The organism is Streptomyces sp. ISL-99, assembly GCF_018614005.1.
Lineage (GTDB): Bacteria > Actinomycetota > Actinomycetes > Streptomycetales > Streptomycetaceae > Streptomyces > Streptomyces flavidovirens.
Genome location: NZ_JAGGPC010000029.1, coordinates 203,781 through 219,818, shown reverse-complemented (window position 1 = coordinate 219,818; position 16,038 = coordinate 203,781). Strand labels below are relative to the sequence as shown.

At 70.6% G+C, this 16,038-nt stretch carries 13 protein-coding genes, 1 pseudogene and 1 riboswitch; of the genes and pseudogenes, 3 read left to right on the top strand and 11 right to left on the bottom strand.

The window, feature by feature from the left end:
- Window positions 1-5: 5 nt before the first annotated feature.
- On the bottom strand, window positions 6-1,355 hold the full coding sequence (locus J7E91_RS18640) for a peptidase C39 family protein (protein ID WP_214905902.1): 1,350 nt from the start codon (window positions 1,353-1,355) through the stop codon (window positions 6-8).
- 332 nt (window positions 1,356-1,687) lie between these two features.
- On the opposite strand from J7E91_RS18640, the gene J7E91_RS18635 reads away from it, so the two are divergent.
- Both J7E91_RS18635 and J7E91_RS18630 read left to right on the top strand, forming a co-directional pair.
- Window positions 1,688-2,317: a uridine kinase gene (locus J7E91_RS18635; RefSeq protein ID WP_214905899.1), complete on the top strand. Its 630-nt coding sequence runs from the start codon at window positions 1,688-1,690 to the stop codon at window positions 2,315-2,317.
- A 351-nt stretch (window positions 2,318-2,668) separates the two neighbouring features.
- A complete protein-coding gene (locus J7E91_RS18630; RefSeq protein WP_214905896.1) occupies window positions 2,669-4,594 on the top strand; it encodes an AAA family ATPase in 1,926 nt (641 codons plus the stop codon).
- Window positions 4,595-4,612: 18 nt separating this feature from the next.
- Here the strand turns inward: J7E91_RS18630 and J7E91_RS18625 are convergent, their stop codons facing one another.
- The 10 genes and pseudogenes from J7E91_RS18625 to ribD form a co-directional block, all read right to left on the bottom strand.
- Entirely contained in the window at window positions 4,613-5,707 is a 1,095-nt protein-coding gene (locus tag J7E91_RS18625) for a hemolysin family protein (protein WP_214905895.1), read from the bottom strand.
- Window positions 5,704-7,038 carry a hemolysin family protein gene (locus J7E91_RS18620; RefSeq protein WP_214905890.1) on the bottom strand — a complete coding sequence of 445 codons (1,335 nt, stop codon included), beginning with the start codon at window positions 7,036-7,038 and terminating at the stop codon, window positions 5,704-5,706. Before J7E91_RS18620 ends, J7E91_RS18625 begins: the two co-directional genes overlap by 4 nt.
- A 183-nt stretch (window positions 7,039-7,221) precedes the next feature.
- Window positions 7,222-7,674, bottom strand: coding sequence for a PH domain-containing protein (locus J7E91_RS18615; RefSeq protein WP_214905887.1), 453 nt, complete (start codon window positions 7,672-7,674; stop codon window positions 7,222-7,224).
- A 45-nt stretch (window positions 7,675-7,719) separates the two neighbouring features.
- On the bottom strand, window positions 7,720-8,577 hold the full coding sequence (gene hisG / locus J7E91_RS18610) for an ATP phosphoribosyltransferase (protein WP_214905883.1): 858 nt from the start codon (window positions 8,575-8,577) through the stop codon (window positions 7,720-7,722).
- 63 nt (window positions 8,578-8,640) lie between these two features.
- Entirely contained in the window at window positions 8,641-8,913 is a 273-nt protein-coding gene (locus J7E91_RS18605) for a phosphoribosyl-ATP diphosphatase (RefSeq protein WP_214905880.1), read from the bottom strand.
- A 35-nt stretch (window positions 8,914-8,948) separates the two neighbouring features.
- Window positions 8,949-9,434, bottom strand: coding sequence for a 6,7-dimethyl-8-ribityllumazine synthase (ribH, locus tag J7E91_RS18600; protein ID WP_028814037.1), 486 nt, complete (start codon window positions 9,432-9,434; stop codon window positions 8,949-8,951).
- Window positions 9,435-9,491: 57 nt separating this feature from the next.
- Window positions 9,492-10,781 (bottom strand): bifunctional 3,4-dihydroxy-2-butanone-4-phosphate synthase/GTP cyclohydrolase II, encoded by a 1,290-nt coding sequence (locus tag J7E91_RS18595; protein WP_214905877.1) that lies wholly within the window; start codon window positions 10,779-10,781, stop codon window positions 9,492-9,494.
- Entirely contained in the window at window positions 10,778-11,431 is a 654-nt protein-coding gene (locus tag J7E91_RS18590; RefSeq protein WP_214905874.1) for a nicotinamide mononucleotide transporter family protein, read from the bottom strand. The genes J7E91_RS18595 and J7E91_RS18590 overlap by 4 nt, the downstream gene beginning before the upstream one ends.
- Complete coding sequence (locus J7E91_RS18585) at window positions 11,428-12,060, bottom strand: riboflavin synthase (protein WP_214905871.1); 633 nt, start codon at window positions 12,058-12,060, stop codon at window positions 11,428-11,430. The genes J7E91_RS18590 and J7E91_RS18585 overlap by 4 nt, the downstream gene beginning before the upstream one ends.
- Window positions 12,061-13,147, bottom strand: a pseudogene (gene ribD / locus J7E91_RS18580) (bifunctional diaminohydroxyphosphoribosylaminopyrimidine deaminase/5-amino-6-(5-phosphoribosylamino)uracil reductase RibD). It lies immediately after the preceding gene.
- Window positions 13,148-13,356: 209 nt separating this feature from the next.
- Window positions 13,357-13,487: riboswitch (FMN riboswitch) on the bottom strand.
- A gap of 183 nt (window positions 13,488-13,670) precedes the next feature.
- Between ribD and J7E91_RS18575 the strand changes: the two are divergent.
- Complete coding sequence (locus J7E91_RS18575) at window positions 13,671-16,001, top strand: chitinase C-terminal domain-containing protein (RefSeq protein WP_214905868.1); 2,331 nt, start codon at window positions 13,671-13,673, stop codon at window positions 15,999-16,001.
- Window positions 16,002-16,038 lie beyond the last annotated feature (37 nt).

Genomic DNA, 16,038 nt, shown 5'->3' with positions numbered 1-16,038 from the left:
TGGGATCAGTGGATGCCGACGGCGGCGAGGGCACGCCGCTGGGCAAGTGTGGGATGGGCGGGCCAGTAGAGGTAACAGACGCCGCCGGTGCCGGACACCACTTTCCCGCTCGCGTTGTAGCGCTTCGTACGAAGCCAGATATTTTCCCATTCGCGGCGCTTGTACACACGGCGTACGGCCTCGTTGTCCGGCGAGGCGGGGTCGTTCGCGATCACGTCGCCGTCGGTCGTGAAGCCGATGACGGTCATGAGGTGCCCTGCCGTGCCGTAGCCCGCACCGGTCAGCTCCTCCTTGAGGAAGGACTGCGACGTTATGGCGGGGATACCCGCGCGGATCAGGGTCTCCAGATCGGTGAGCGAGTGGAGGCGGGTGACGACGGCGCTCATGTCCTCGTACGTCGCGGCGTACGCGGCGTTGAAGGGCCAGTTGCCGCACCCGCTGTACTGGTAGTCGAACGTGAACCGCGCCGCGTGGCAGACCTGCGGGTCCTCGAAGGCCGGATCGACCCACGCCAGGTCTTCGGCGGTGGGCCTGCGGCCCCAGTACTCGATGATCATCTGCGAGGAGGTGGGGCTGCACCAGGCCTCGCCGCCGTTGTCGTACTCGGGGTACTGGCCGATGTGGGTGTTCTGCGAGTAGCGCGGTACGGCGAGCTCCCGGGCGACGCGGGGCTGCGAGGCGGGCACGGTGAAGCGGTCGGGGATGTCGGACGCCATCGCGCCGAGGCGCCAGACCGTGGGGGTCAGGTCGGTGCCGGGCTTGCGGTGGAGCGTCAGACGCAGGCGGTACGAGGCCAGGCGCAGGGCCCCGGCTGAGCTGTTCATGGAGAACGTGTCGGTCCAGATGCTGCTGCGGCCGTCGCTCTGGTCGTCGACGGAGGTGCGCTTGATGTCGGCGTCGCCCGCCGCCCAGCGGCCCATCACGTACCAGGGCGTCGTGGTGCCGTCCGAGTAGGTGCCGTGCAGCTCGACCGCGAGCCAGGTGCCGGGCGGGGTGTGGGCGTTCCAGGAGGCGATGACCTCGGTCGCCGGGACGGTGGAGCGGTGGACCGGTGAGGTCCAGGTCGCGCTCTCCCAGGTGGAGGTGGTGCCGGTGTGCGGGTCGGTGTAGTCCGTGCGGCCCGACGGCGTACCGATGACCAGTCCTGGCCTGCGGCCCGCCACGGTTGTGGTGCCGGCGGCGGTGCCGGAGCGCCAGTCCTTGGCGGAGGACCAGAAACGGTTGTCTACGAGGCGGGGCGGGGCGGCGACGCCGGTGGTGACAGCGGCGGCGGGGGACGTGGATGCTGCGGTGGCGCCTACCGCCGCGGCGATCGCGGCGGTCAGGACGGTGCGGCGGGAGGTGGGTCTGGTCATGGTCATGGCCCCCGAGTCGGATGTGGATGCGCGGGCAGGTGCACGACAGTGCGCCAACTATGGCCGGTGGGGGCGGGCTTCTGCCAGCACTTGGGACCGCGTCGCCGCACCAATATTGGTTGGACCGGTGGCGTAGGCCGGGGCCGCTGCGCGGGGCCTTTCCCCACCCCGCCCCTTCCCGAACCGGGGCTCCGCCCCAGACCCCGCTCCTCAAACGCCGGAGGGGCTGGAAGGTGCAGGGCTTGGCCTGCCGGCCCGGCCGGCGTTTGAGGCCTTCGGGAAGGGGCGGGGTGGGGAAAGAAAAGGCCCGCTGCGCCGCCTAGGGTGGAGGCGTGGAACGTCTCGATCAGCTTGCCCGCGGCCTGCGCGCGCTGCCGCCCTCCTGCGGCCCCGTGCGGCTGGTCGCCGTCGACGGGCACGCCGGTTCGGGCAAGAGCACCTTCGCCGCCCGGCTCGCGGCGGCGCTCGGCGGAGCGCCCGTACTACACCTCGACGATCTGGCCACTCACGAGGAGCTCTTCGAGTGGACCGGACGGCTGCGCGAGCAGGTGACGGGTCCCTTCTCGCGCGGGGAGAGCGCGCGGTACGCGACGTACGACTGGAGGCTGCGCCGCTTCGGGCCCGCGTGCCCGCTGGCCCCCGCGCCCGTGGTGCTGATCGAGGGAGTCGGAGCCGGGCGGGCCGCCGTACGGCCGGATCTCGCGCGGCTGCTGTGGATGGATCTCGGCGCCCGGGAGTCGTGGGCGCGCGGGCGGCACAGGGACGGGCCGGCGCAGGCGGAGTTCTGGGACGGATGGACAGCGGCGGAGATGCGCCATTTCGCCACGGATCCCTCGCGGCCGTACGCCGATCTGCTGGTACGGCAGTGTCAGGAGGGGTACGAGTGGCGTCCGGGACCTTTCGCGACAGCGTTGCCGAACCACTCTGTCACGGTAGGTGACTACCTCCCCCCGCCCTCCTGAACGGCCGGAAAACCTCCCCGCTGAGTGCCTCAACTCCGCTTGACCCGGGGGCCGTACAGGTCTTACGTTCTCAATGTGCGGCTTTCCGAAGCCGCCGCAGGCGCGAAGCCCCCGGTTGTTCCCCCGTGATCGGGGGCTTCGTTCTGCCCACAGCGCCCCTCTTCGTGTGCCGGTGACGCCATTCGCTCACCCTCGGTCACCGTCATTCCCGCGCCTGCGGCGCCCTTAAGCCCGGGCCGCCCTCCCAGGTACGATGCCCTTCGGTGCGGTCAATTCCCGTCCGCGACACGGCGGTTCTGAGGCCTGCTGACGGGCGCATGCCCGGTGGCACATCACAGGGGGCACGGTTTCGTGGGGGACGTGACGGAATGCGGCACGCAGGGCGTCAACGCCCCGGCCGACCTAGCCTGGCTGCGTGGTGTCGACGCGTACACGATGGGCGCGTATCCGCAGGCCGAAGAGGAATTCAGGGCTGCCGTACGGATGGATCCCGGCATGGCCGACGGCTGGCTCGGCCTCCACGCGCTGCGCGTCGACACCACCACCGCGCTGCTGCGCATGTACCGCCACCGCGAGCGCTTCGGCGAGCAGCGCGCCCGGCACCGGCGGACCCTCAACTCCTGGTACTGGCTGGGCTGGTGGGTGCAGCCCGTCCTGGAGAAACCGCGCGACCTGCTCCTCGCGCACGCCTCCCACTGGCTCGACGGCCGCCATGTGCCCGAGCTGGACCGGGCGCTGGCCGGGCTGCCGCCGGTGGACGCCGACCCGCAGGTGCGGTTCCTGCACGCCTGCCGGGCGTACCTGGTCAAGGACTGGGAGCAGCTCGTACGCCACACCGATCCGCTCGTCGACGACCCGCTGCTCGGCATCGAGACCGGGCTCTTCGGCGGCATGGCGCGGGTGCGCCTGGAGATGTACGGGCAGGCCGAGCCGATGCTGTCGGCCGCCCTGATGCGCTGCCGCAGCGAGCAGCCGCAGCGCAAGGAGCTGCGCTACTGGCTGGCCAGGGCGCACGAGGGCACCGGGCGCAGCGCGGCCGCGCTGCCGCTCTACCGGGCCGTGCACCGGGTGGATCCGGCCTTCATGGACACCTCGGCGCGGCTCGCGGCGATCGCCGAGGGGGACGGGTACGAGGACTCCGCCGGCTTCGCCGCCGTGTCGCTGGCCGGGATCGGTCAGGACGCGGCGGACGCGGCGGGCGATACGGAGAGCCTGGCCGGACCGGAGGTTCCGGAGGGGGGCCGGGACCTGCTGTTCGGCGACGGGGGCCAGCCGCCGCTCGGCGGCGGTCCGGCGGCGGTGGCCGGGGACAGCGGCGTACGGGAGAAGGCTTCCGTTCCGCCCAGGCCGAAGGCGGGGCAGGCCTTTCCGGCCGGCCCCTCCGATCCCGAGCTGCTGGCCGAGGCGCTGGCGGAGCTGGAGCGCATGGTCGGTCTCGAACCGGTGAAGCGGCAAGTCAAGGCGCTGTCGGCGCAACTGAACATGGCCAGGCTGCGGGCCGGGCAGGGCCTTCCCGTGCAGCCGCCGAAACGCCACTTCGTCTTCTCCGGCCCCTCCGGCACCGGCAAGACCACGGTCGCGCGAATCCTCGGCCGGGTGTTCTACGCGCTCGGGCTGCTCGGCGGCGACCACCTGGTGGAGGCTCAGCGGGCCGACCTGGTGGGTGAGTTCCTCGGCCAGACCGCTGTCAAGGCCAATGAGCTGATCGACTCGGCGATCGGCGGGGTTCTCTTCGTCGACGAGGCGTACTCCCTCTCCAACTCCGGTTACAGCAAGGGCGACGCGTACGGCGACGAGGCCCTCCAGGTGCTGCTGAAGCGCGCCGAGGACAACCGGGACCACCTCGTCGTGATCCTCGCCGGCTACCCGGAGGGCATGGACCGGCTGCTCGCCGTCAACCCGGGCCTCTCCTCCCGCTTCACGACCAGGGTCGACTTCCCCAGCTACCGCCCGCTGGAGCTCACCGCCATCGGCGAGGTGCTGGCCGCCGAGAACGGCGACGCGTGGGACGAGGAGGCGCTGGACGAGCTGCGCAGCATCAGCGGGCACGTCGTCGACCAGGGCTGGATCGACGAGCTGGGCAACGGCCGCTTCCTGCGCACGCTGTACGAGAAGAGCTGCGCGTACCGGGACCTCCGGCTGTCCGGTTACGCCGGCACACCGACCCGCGACGACCTGGCGACGCTGCGCCTGCCGGACCTGATGCAGGCGTACGGTGAGGTCCTTTCGGGGCGCGGCCCGGCGAGTCGCGGGCGGCAGGAACCGCCCGCGCTCTGAGCGCGGACGGTCCGCCCGTCACCCCACCAGCGCCGCCGTTTCGTCCGCCGCCGTCGCCGCGTCGTCCGGCAGCCGGGGTACCACGACCCGGTGAGCGGGGTCGCGTACCTCACCCACCAGCATTTCCAGTACGTTCTCCAGCGCGACCAGGCCGAGCACCCGCCCCGCGCCGTCCGCGACCTGCGCCAGATGTGTCGCGGCACGGCGCATCACGGACAGGGCGTCGTCCAGGGGCAGTTCGGCGCTCAGCGTCGCCATCGGCCGCCAGACCTGCTGCGGAACGGCCCGCTCCCGTTCCTCCAGGTCGAGTACGTCCTTGACGTGCACGTACCCCATGAAGGCGCCGCCGCCGACGCACACCGGGAAGCGGGAGTAGCCGGTCCGTACCGTCAGCTCCTCGATCTCGCGCGGCGTGACCGACGGCTCCACGGTGACCAGGGACGCCCGGTCGAGCAGCACGTCGGTGACCGGCAGGCTGCCCAGCTCCAGTGCGTCCTCCAGCCGCTCCTGCTCCCCCGGCTCGAGCAGCCCGGCCTGGCCCGAGTCCTCGACGAGCCGGTTGAGCTGCTCACTGGTGAACACCGCCTCCACCTCGTCCCTGGCCTCGACGCCGAACAGCCGCAGCACGGCCCGCGCGCACGCGCCGAGCCCCGCCGTCACCGGACGGCACAGCCGGGCGAATCCGACGAGCCCCGGGCTCAGCCACAGCGCCGTCCTCTCGGGCGCGGCCATGGCGAGGTTCTTCGGCACCATCTCGCCGATGACCAGGTGCAGGAAGACGACCACGGCGAGCGCGATCACGTACCCGAGCGGATGGATCAGCCCCTCCGGCAGGTGCACGGCGTGGAAGACCGGCTCAAGGAGGTGCGCCACGGTGGGCTCCGCGACCGCACCGAGTGTCAGCGAGCAGACGGTGATCCCGAACTGCGCCGCCGCCATCATCTGCGGCAGGTTCTCCAGGCCTTGCATGACCTGCCCGGCGCGCGACGAGCCGGCCGCCGCGAGCGGTTCGATCTGGCTGCGGCGTACGGAGACGAGCGCGAACTCGGCGCCGACGAAGAAGCCGTTCGCGAGCACCAGCAGCAGGGCGAACAGCAGTTGGAGAACGCTCATCGCACGGCCTCCGTGACGGCCTGCGCGGTACGGACGAACCGCACCCGCTCGGCGCGGTAGCGGTCCACCTGCCGCACGGAGAGCCGCCAGCCGGGCAGTTCGGCGCGGTCGCCGGGGGCCGGGATGCGCCCCAGCAGGTCGGCGACCAGGCCCGCCACGGTCTCGTACGGTCCCTCGGGCACTTCGAGTCCTATGCGGCGCAGGGTCAGGACCCGGCAGCTGCCGTCCGCCTCCCAGGCGGGGCTGCCGTCCTCGGCGGGCGCGGCGGCCAGTTCGGGCCGCTCGGCGCCCTCGTCGTCGTGCTCGTCCCTGACCTCTCCGACGAGCTCCTCGACGATGTCCTCCAGGGTGACGACCCCGGCCGTGCCGCCGTACTCGTCGACGACTACGGCGATCGGCTGCTCGCTGCGCAGCCGTTCGAGTAGCTGCTGCACGGGGAGGGTCTCCGGGACCATCAGCGGCGGTACGGCGACCCTGGCCACCGGGGTCCGCAGTCGTGCGTGCACCGGAACGGCGAGCGCGTCCTTGAGGTGGACCATGCCCACGACCTCGTCGATGCGGTCCCGGTAGACGGGGAAGCGCGAGAGGCCGGTGGCGCGGGTGAGGTTGAGTACGTCGGCCGCGGTCGCCGTGGACTGCAGGGCGCTCACCTTCACGCGCGGCGTCATGACGTGCTGCGCGGTGAGCCCGCCGAGCGAGAGGCTGCGTACGAACAGGTCGGCGGTGTCCTGTTCGAGGGCGCCGGCCCGCGCGGAGTGGCGGGCGAGCGAGACGAGTTCACCGGGAGTGCGGGCGGAGGCCAGCTCGTCGGTGGGCTCGACGCCCAGCAGGCGTACGAGCCGGTTGGCGACCGCGTTCAGCAGAGAGATCACGGGCCGGAAGACGGTCGAGAAGAGGTGCTGCGGTCCCGCGACGAACCGCGCGACCTGCAACGGCCTGGACACCGCCCAGTTCTTCGGAACGAGCTCACCGATCACCATCTGCACGGCGGACGCGAGCAGCATGCCGACCATGACGGAGACGCCGGGGACGGCTCCTTCGGGTATGCCCGCCGCGGTGAAGGGACCGGACAGGAGGTGGGCCAGCGCGGGCTGGGCCAGCATGCCGACCACGAGCGAGGTGATGGTGATGCCGAGCTGAGTGCCCGAGAGCTGGAAGGACAGCTCGCGCAACGCCGCGACGACGGTGCGGGCGCGCCGGTCGCCTTCGGCGGCTGCGCGCTCGGCGTCCTGCTTCTCGACGGTGACCAGGCCGAATTCGGCGGCCACGAAGAAGCCGTTGGCGAGGATCAGGAGGAATGCTGCGGCGAGCAGCAGGAGGGGGATGGTCATGCCGCCGCCTCAGCAGAAGGGGCGGCGCAGATACTGCCGGACGATCCGTCCATTGCTGGAGGGAGTCACTCCTCGGGTCGCAGGTGCCCCGCGGGCCGGTGGGGGGCCCTGAAACGCGGAGCGGGGCGCACTCGGCGCCACCTCCCACAGAGTAAACGGGACCGGGGCGCGTCGGGCAGGGGCTCAGCCGGTGTGTGTGCCCGTGCCGCGGGATTCCGCGAGGGCGCGCAGGGCGCGGGCGTCGCGGATGGCCTGCTGCTTGGCGACACCGGGCTGGATGCCGAGGGCGGGCAGGCTGGTGCCGTCGCTGAGGTCGAGGAAGACCCACGCGTCACCCGGGCGCAGGTTGACCCGTACGATCTCGGCCCATTCCAGCCGGCGCCTGGTGGTCAGGTTGACCACGGTGACTCCGGCCTCGTCGGCCACGACCTTCGGGCGGCTCAGCAGCACCAGTACGCCGAAGAGCAGCAGCGCGGTGAAGATGAACGCCGCCCGCTCGGCGCCGCTCAGCGTGTCGAGCATCAGCGCGACGGCGGTGATGACGGCGAACATCGCCACCCCGACGGTCAGGAGGACGGCCCGGGTGCGGGTCGGCCGGAAGGTGACCGGCAGGGAGGGGAGCTCGGGCTGTGACACGGCGGTCGCGGTTCCTTAGAGGGGATGCGGGCGGCGGTACGACGGTCAGAGGCGGCAGGCGTGGATGGCCGTGGTGAGGATGGCGCGGGCGCCGAGCTCGTACAGGTCGTCCATGACGCGCTGGGACTCCTTGGCCGGGACCATGGAGCGGACGGCGACCCAGCCCTCGTTGTGCAGCGGCGAGATGGTCGGCGACTCCAGGCCGGGGGTGAGGGCGACGGCCGCTTCGAGGTGCTCGGCGCGGCAGTCGTAGTCCATCATCACGTAGCTGCGGGCGACCAGGACGCCCTGGAGGCGGCGCAGGAACTGGGCCACCTTCGGGTCGACGGCCTCCTCGGCGGACACGCCGGTGCGGCGGATCACGACGGCTTCGGACGTCATGATCGGCTCACCGATCACTTCGAGGCCCGCGTTGCGCAGGCTGGTGCCGGTCTCGACGACGTCGGCGATGACCTGCGCGACGCCCAGCTCGATGGCCGTCTCGACCGCGCCGTCCAGGTGGACGACGGCGGCGTCGATGCCCTCGTCGGCGAGGTGCTTGGCGACGATGCCCTCGTACGAGGTGGCCACCGTCATGCCGCCGAAGTCCTTGACGCCGGTCGCGGTGCCGGGCTTGGTGGCGTAACGGAAGGTCGAGCGGGCGAAGCCGAGCTGGAGGATCTCCTCGGCGTTGGCACCGGAGTCCAGCAGCAGGTCGCGGCCGGTGATGCCGATGTCGAGGCGGCCCGAGCTGACGTAGATCGCGATGTCGCGGGGACGCAGGTAGAAGAACTCGACCTCGTTCTCGGGGTCGACGAGGCGCAGCTCCTTCGACTCCTTGCGCTGCTGGTAACCGGCCTCATGGAGCATCTCCGACGCAGGTCCGGAGAGGGAGCCCTTGTTGGGGATGGCGATGCGCAGCATGAGGTCAGGTCCTTCTGTGCGGTGGGAGTCGTGGCTTTGTACGTACGTGGGGGGGCGTGCGGCTCAGAGGTGGGCGTAGACGTCGTCGAGCGAGATCCCGCGGGCGACCATCATCACCTGGACGTGGTACAGCAGCTGCGAGATCTCCTCGGCGGCGGCTTCCTTGCCCTCGTACTCGGCGGCCATCCAGACCTCGGCGGCCTCCTCGACGACCTTCTTGCCGATGGCATGCACGCCCTTGTCCACCAGCTCGGCGGTGCGGGAGGTGGAGGGGTCGCCGTTGGCGGCCTTGAGCTGGAGCTCGGTGAAGAGCTCTTCGAAGGTTTTGTTGGCCATGATGGTCCTAAGAGTACGGGGTGGCACGCTGCCACTCAGCGCCAGGGTTCGGCGACCGTGCGCAGTGTGGTCGCGGTGGCGACGGCGGCGGTGACCGCCTCGTGGCCCTTGTCCTCGTTCGAGCCTTCGATCCCGGCCCGGTCGAGCGCCTGCTCCTCGGTGTCGCAGGTCAGTACGCCGAAACCGATGGGGACACCGGTGTCGACGGAGACCTGGGTCAGGCCGTTCGTAACGCCCTGGCACACGTACTCGAAGTGCGGGGTGCCGCCCCGGATGACGACGCCCAGCGCGACGATGGCGTCGTAACCGCGGCCCGCGAGGACCTTCGCGACGACCGGGAGCTCGAAGCTGCCGGGGACGCGCAGGAGGGTCGGCTCGTCGATGCCCAGCTCGTGGAGGGCGCGCAGCGCGCCGTCGACGAGGCCGTCCATGACCTTCTCGTGCCACTGCGCCGCGATCACTGCCACCCGGAGGTCTCCGCAGTTCTTCACACTCAGTTCGGGTGCGCCCTTGCCGCTCACGCGTCTCTCCTTCTTACTGACGTACTGAATTGGTGACGTACTGAATTGGTGACGTGGTTACTGGTTGCCGCAGGTGGAGGCGGAGGCGCCGTCCAGCCACGGAAGGTCGTGTCCCATCCGGTCCCGCTTGGTCCGCAGGTACCGCAGGTTGTGCTCGCCGGCCTTGACGGGCATGGGCTCGCGCCCGATGACGGTCAGGCCGTGCCGTACGAGCGCGGCGGTCTTCTCGGGGTTGTTCGTCATCAGCCGCAGGCTCTGTACGCCGAGGTCCTCGAGGATCTGCGCACCGGCCGCGTAGTCGCGGGCGTCGGCGGGCAGGCCCAGCTCCAGGTTGGCGTCGAGGGTGTCGCGGCCGAGCTCCTGGAGTTCGTACGCGCGCAGCTTGGACAGCAGCCCGATGCCGCGCCCCTCGTGGCCGCGCAGGTAGACGACGACGCCGCGGCCGGTCTCGGTGATGCGCTGCATGGACGTTTCCAGCTGCGGCCCGCAGTCGCAGCGCTGCGAGTGGAAGATGTCGCCGGTCAGGCACTCGGAGTGGATCCGCACGAGGACGTCGTCGCCGTCGCCGATCTCACCGTGGACGAGCGCGACGTGCTCGACGCCGTCGACCGTGGAGCGGTAGCCGTACGCCGTGAAGTCCCCGAAGGACGTGGGGAGCTGGACGGTGGCCTCGCGGCGGACCTTGGGGTCCGAGGTGCGGCGGTAGGCGATCAGGTCCTCGATGGAGATGATCGTCAGACCGTGCTTGCGGGCGAACGGGATCAGCTCGGGCAGCCGCAGCATCACGCCGTCCTCGCCGGCGATCTCCACGATCGCGCCGGCCGGGCGCAGGCCCGCGAGCCTGGCGAGGTCCACGGCGGCTTCGGTGTGGCCGTTGCGGACGAGTACGCCGCCGGGCTTGGCACGCAGCGGGAAGATGTGGCCGGGGCGGACGAAGTCGCCCGCGGTGGAGCGGCCGCTCGCGAGGAGCCGGAGCGTGGCGGCGCGGTCGGCGGCCGAGATGCCGGTGGTGACGCCGTGCGCGGCGGAGGCGTCGACGGAGACGGTGAAGGCCGTGCTCATCGACTCGGTGTTGTTCTCGACCATCTGCGGGAGTTCGAGCCGCTCCAGCTCGTCGCCCTCCATGGGCGCGCAGATCAGGCCGCGGCACTCGCTCATCATGAACGCGACGATCTCGGGGGTGGCCATCTCTGCGGCGATCACCAGGTCGCCCTCGTTCTCCCGGTTCTCGTCGTCGACGACGACGACGGGACGGCCGGCCGCGATGTCGCGGATGGCCTGCTCGACGGGGTCGAGGGACAGGTCCTCGGCGTTGTCGGTGCTGTACCAGGTGGGCAGGGCGCTCATGCTGCTGCTCCTTCCATGGCGGGCTTCACGCTCGTACGCGAGCGCTGCCACCAGTCGTAGGCACCCCAGAGGACGAGGGCGAAGTAGACGACGTACACAAGACCGGAGAAGGCGAGACCGCTGCTGAAGGCGAGCGGTACGCCCACGAGGTCGACCAGCAGCCAGGCGAACCAGAACTCGACCAGGCCGCGGGCCTGGGCGACCATCGCGACGAGCGTGCCGACGAAGATGTACGCGTCGGCCCAGGGGCTCCAGGACAGCGAGGGGTACAGCGTGAAGAGGCCGCCGACGGCCAGCGTGCCGAGTACCGCTCCGGCGATCAGCAGTGCGCGCTCGCGCCAGGTGGCGAAGCGGACGGCGATCGAGCCGTCCTGGGCCTGCTGCCGGCCGAGCTGCCACTGCCGCCAGCCCCACAGGGCGACGCCGATGACCAGCAGCTGCTTGCCGACGCCGCCGCTGAGGTCCGCGGAATAGTACGCGGCGACGAGGATGACGCCGGACAGGAACTGGGTCGGCCAGGTCCATATGGAGCGCCGCCAGCCGAGCGCGAGGGCGATCAGGCCGATGGTGTTGCCGATCATGTCGGACCACATGATGTGCTGGTCGAAGGCCGTGAAGGCCTCGCTGTTCAGCCAGGACACGGCGCTCACTTCACGGTCTCCTTCTGGCCGGACTCCTTCTGGCCGGACCGGTCTGCGCCCATGAGCCGCTCGACGTACTTCGCGAGTACGTCCACTTCCAGGTTGACCTGGTCACCGGCCTGCTTGATGCCGAGGGTGGTGAGGTCGAGGGTGGTGGGGATGAGGCTGATGGTGAAGTAGTCGTCTCCGGCCTCGACGACGGTGAGGCTCACGCCGTCGACGGTGATGGAGCCCTTCTCGACGACGTAACGGGCGAGGTCCGCGGGGAGCGAGACCTTGACGATCTCCCAGTGCTCGGACGGCTCGCGGCCGGTGATCGTGCCGGTGCCGTCGACGTGCCCCTGGACGAGGTGTCCGCCGAGGCGGCCGCCGAGTGCCATGGGGCGCTCCAGGTTGACGCGGGAGCCGACGGTGAGGGCGCCGAGGCTGGAGCGCTTCAGCGTTTCGGCCATCACGTCGGCGGTGAACTCACCGTCCCCGCAGTCCACGACGGTGAGGCAGACGCCGTTGACGGCGATCGAGTCGCCGTGCTTGGCGTCCTCGGTGACCAGCGGCCCGCGCAGTCGGAAACGGGAGGCGTCACCGAGGTTCTCGACGGCGGTGACCTCACCCAGCTCTTCGACGATTCCGGTGAACACTCAGTGCTCCTTCGATACGGGGGTGGCGGGGACGGCGGTGATGCGCAGATCGGGGCCGACGCGGACGGTCTCGGTCACGTCGAGCCGCAACGCCTCGGTGATGGTGGTGATTCCGGCGTCGGCGAGGGCGGCGGGGCCCGCGCCGAGCAGTACGGGGGCGAGGTAACCAGTGACCGTGTCGACCGCCCCCGCGGCGACGAAGGCGCCGGCCAGCGTCGGCCCGCCTTCGAGGAGTACGGAGCGCACGCCGCGGGTGTGCAGGGCGGCGAGGAGCGCGTGGATGTCGAGTCCGGTGGCGGCGCGTGGCAGCCGTACGACGTCTGCTCCCGCTTCGGCCAGGTGCGCGGCGTCGGCGTCCTAGGCGACGGCGATCAGGGTGGGCGCGGCGTCGTCGAGGACGCGGGCGCCGGGCTTGACGGCGGTGGCGTTGGTGTCGACGACGACGCGCAGGGGCTGGCTGACGCCGTCCGTGTCCTCGGTACCGCGTACGGCAAGGTGCGGGTCGTCGGCGCGCATCGTGCCGGAGCCGACGATCACGGCGTCGGCCTCGGCGCGCAGCCGGTGGACGTCGGCGCGGGCCTCGGCGGAGGTGATCCAGCGGCTGGTGGAGTCGGCCGCGGCGATACGGCCGTCGAGCGTCGCGGCGTACTTCCACCGGACGTACGGGCGGCCGAGGCGTACGGACGTCAGCCAGGCGGCGTTGCCCGCCTGCGCCTCGTCGGCGAGCAGCCCGTGCTCCACCTGGACTCCGGCCGCGCGCAAGGTGTCCGCGCCGCCGGTGGCCTGCGGGTTCGGGTCGGCGACGGCGTAGACGACGCGGACGATTCCGGCGGCGACCAGGGCCTGGGCGCAGGGACCGGTGCGGCCGGTGTGGTTGCAGGGTTCGAGGGTGACGTACGCCGTACCGCCGCGCGCCCGCTCCCCCGCTTCCCGCAGGGCGTGACACCTCGGCGTGCGGGCCGCCCGCGCGCTGGTGGAATCCGGCGCCGGCGAGCTGCCCGTCGGCGTCCAGGACGACGCATCCGACGACCGGGTTGGGGCTGGTGGAACCGAGTCCACGGGCGGCGAGCGCGACGGCCCGGCGCATGGCGTTCGCGTCGGTCGTGGCTGCTTCGGCTGCGGTGGCCACCGGGTCCTCCTGCCTCTTCGGGCACGGACTCCGGGGCTGTCGATGACGACAGGAGCGGGAACAAACGCCAACGGGTACGGGGGCGCCGTAGCCGGAAAAAGAGGGGTCGCCCCTGGGGGACGAGCCGAACCGCCGACAGCGGCGTACCCATGACCTGTGACGGCCCGCCGCGCACTGCCTCCCATCCGGACTTTCACCGTCGGTACAGGAATTTCACCTGTTCAACCGGCCACTGGAGGTGACCGGGTCGCGGACTGTAACCGCCGGTTCGGAATTACACCGACCCCGGAGTGCGCTGCTGCTGGTACAGGGTCAGTGTGCCACGCCGGTGGAGTGCCATGCACACGATCGCCTGTGGTCCGACTCACAGCAATTGGTCCATACCTATTGACGCTCTGGTCTAGTCCTCTTAGCGTCTGCGTCACACGACGATCACCCCTCGTTCGTTGCGCCAGGCCGACCTCCCCAGGAGGAACAGACCGTGCTGTCCCCCACCCGAGCGAGAACCTCCCTGCTCGCCGCCGGCGCCACCGTCGCCGCACTTCTGATCAGTTCGCTCGCCGGAGGCGTCTCGCACGCCGCCGACCACGAGTCCTGCCGCCCCGACGGCCTGTACAAGACCCCGGGCGTCGACGTCCCGTACTGCGCGGCCTACGACGCCGAGGGCCGCGAGAAGATGGGCGCCGACCACCAGCGCCGCGTCATCGGCTACTTCACCGGCTGGCGTACGGGCAAGAACGGCGAGCCCGCCTACCTCGCCTCCGACATCCCGTGGGACAAGGTCACCCACCTCAACTACGCCTTCGCGCACATCGGGAGCGACCACAAGATCTCGGTCGGCTCCGACGGCGAGAAGAACGCCGCGACCGGGATGACCTGGCCGGGCGTGGCCGGTGCGGAAATGGACCCGGCGTACTCCTACAAGGGTCACTTCAACCTGCTGAGTAAATTCAAGAAGCAGCACCCGGATGTCAAGACGCTTGTCTCGGTGGGCGGTTGGGCCGAGACCGGCGGGTACTTCGCGGACAACGGCGACCGGGTGAATTCCGGCGGCTTCTATTCGATGGCGACGAACGCGGACGGCTCGGTCAACCAGGCGGGCATCGACACCTTCGCGGATTCGACGGTCGCGTTCATCAAGAAGTACGGCTTCAACGGCGTCGACATCGACTACGAGTACCCGACGACGATGAAGGACGCGGGCAACCCGCTGGACTTCTCCTACTCGAACGCGCGCCGGGCCGGGCTGGTCAAGGGCTACGCGGCGCTCATGAAGTCGCTGCGCGAGAAGCTCGACCGGGCGGGCGCCGCCGACGGCAGGCACTATCTGCTGACCGTGGCCGCGCCTTCGTCCGGCTATCTGCTGCGCGGGATGGAGACGTTCCAGGTCCAGAAGTACCTGGATTACGTCAACATCATGTCGTACGACCTCCATGGCGCCTGGAACGAATACGTCGGCCCCAACGCCTCGCTCTTCGACGACGGCAAGGACGCCGAACTGGCGGCGGCGGGCGTGTATTCGACGGCGCAGTACGGCGGGACCGGTTATCTCAATACCGACTGGGCCTATCACTACTTCCGCGGCTCCATGCCGGCCGGACGCATCAATATCGGCCTGCCCTATTACACCCGCGGACACAAGAACGTGCAGGGCGGGACGGACGGACTGTGGGGCAAGGCGCCCTCGACGAACTGTCCGGCCGGCGCGGGGCTGACCAAGTGCGGCGACGGAGCGTCCGGAATCGACAACCTGTGGCACGACAAGGACACGGCGGGCAAGGAGTCGCCGGCCGGGTCCAACCCGATGTGGCACGCGAAGAACCTGGAGAAGGGCGTCGTCGGGGACTACGTCACGCGGTACGGCTTCCCCGCCGACACTAGGCTGACCGGCACGTACGCCCGTAAGTACGACTCGACGCTCGTCGCGCCCTGGCTGTGGAACGCGGAGAAGAAGGTCTTCCTGTCGACCGAGGACGAGCAGTCGGTCAAGGCGAAGGCCGACTACGTGGTCGACAAGGGCATCGGCGGCACGATGGTCTGGGAGCTCGCGGGCGACTACGACTGGAACGCGGCCAAGGGCCAGTACGAGATCGGTGACTCGCTGACGACGGCGATGTACGAGAAGTTCAAGTCGGCCCCGCCGTACGGCGCGAAGCGCTCCACCGTCGAACTGCCGGCGAAGGCGCTGGACATCGGCGTGGACTTCGGACAGTTCCCGCTCGGAGACTCCAATTATCCCATCAGCCCCAAGCTGAAGATCACGAACAACTCGAAGGCGACACTGCCCGGCGGCACGGAGTTCCAGTTCGACTACGCGACCTCCGCACCCGCCAACGCCAAGGACCAGTCCGGCTTCAACACGAAGATCGTCCGCAGCGACCACACCGCCGCCAACAACATCGGCGGCCTCAGGAGCGACTACAACCGCGTCTCGCTGAAGCTGCCCGCCTGGCAGACGCTGGCGCCCGGCGCCTCGGTCGAGCTGGACTTCGTCTACTACCTGCCGACGTCGACCCCGTCCAACTGGACGGTGACCTTCGGCGGCCGGTCGTACGCCCTGACAGGGGACCTGGCGCGCGGTACGACGGTGGTGGACCCGGGGACGGGCCCCGGCCCCGGGCCGGACCCGAGCCCCACGCCGAGCCCGGGCGGGCCGTGCGCCGCGCCCGCGTGGAGCGCTTCGTCCGCGTACGGCAGCGGTACGACGGTCGCCCACAAGTCGCACCACTGGAAGTCCAAGTGGTGGACGAAGGGCGAAGAGCCGGGTACTACCGGTGAGTGGGGTGTCTGGCAGGACCTCGGAGCCTGCTGACCTGACCCCCAGTTGAACGCCCGGCGGCGGTGACCGG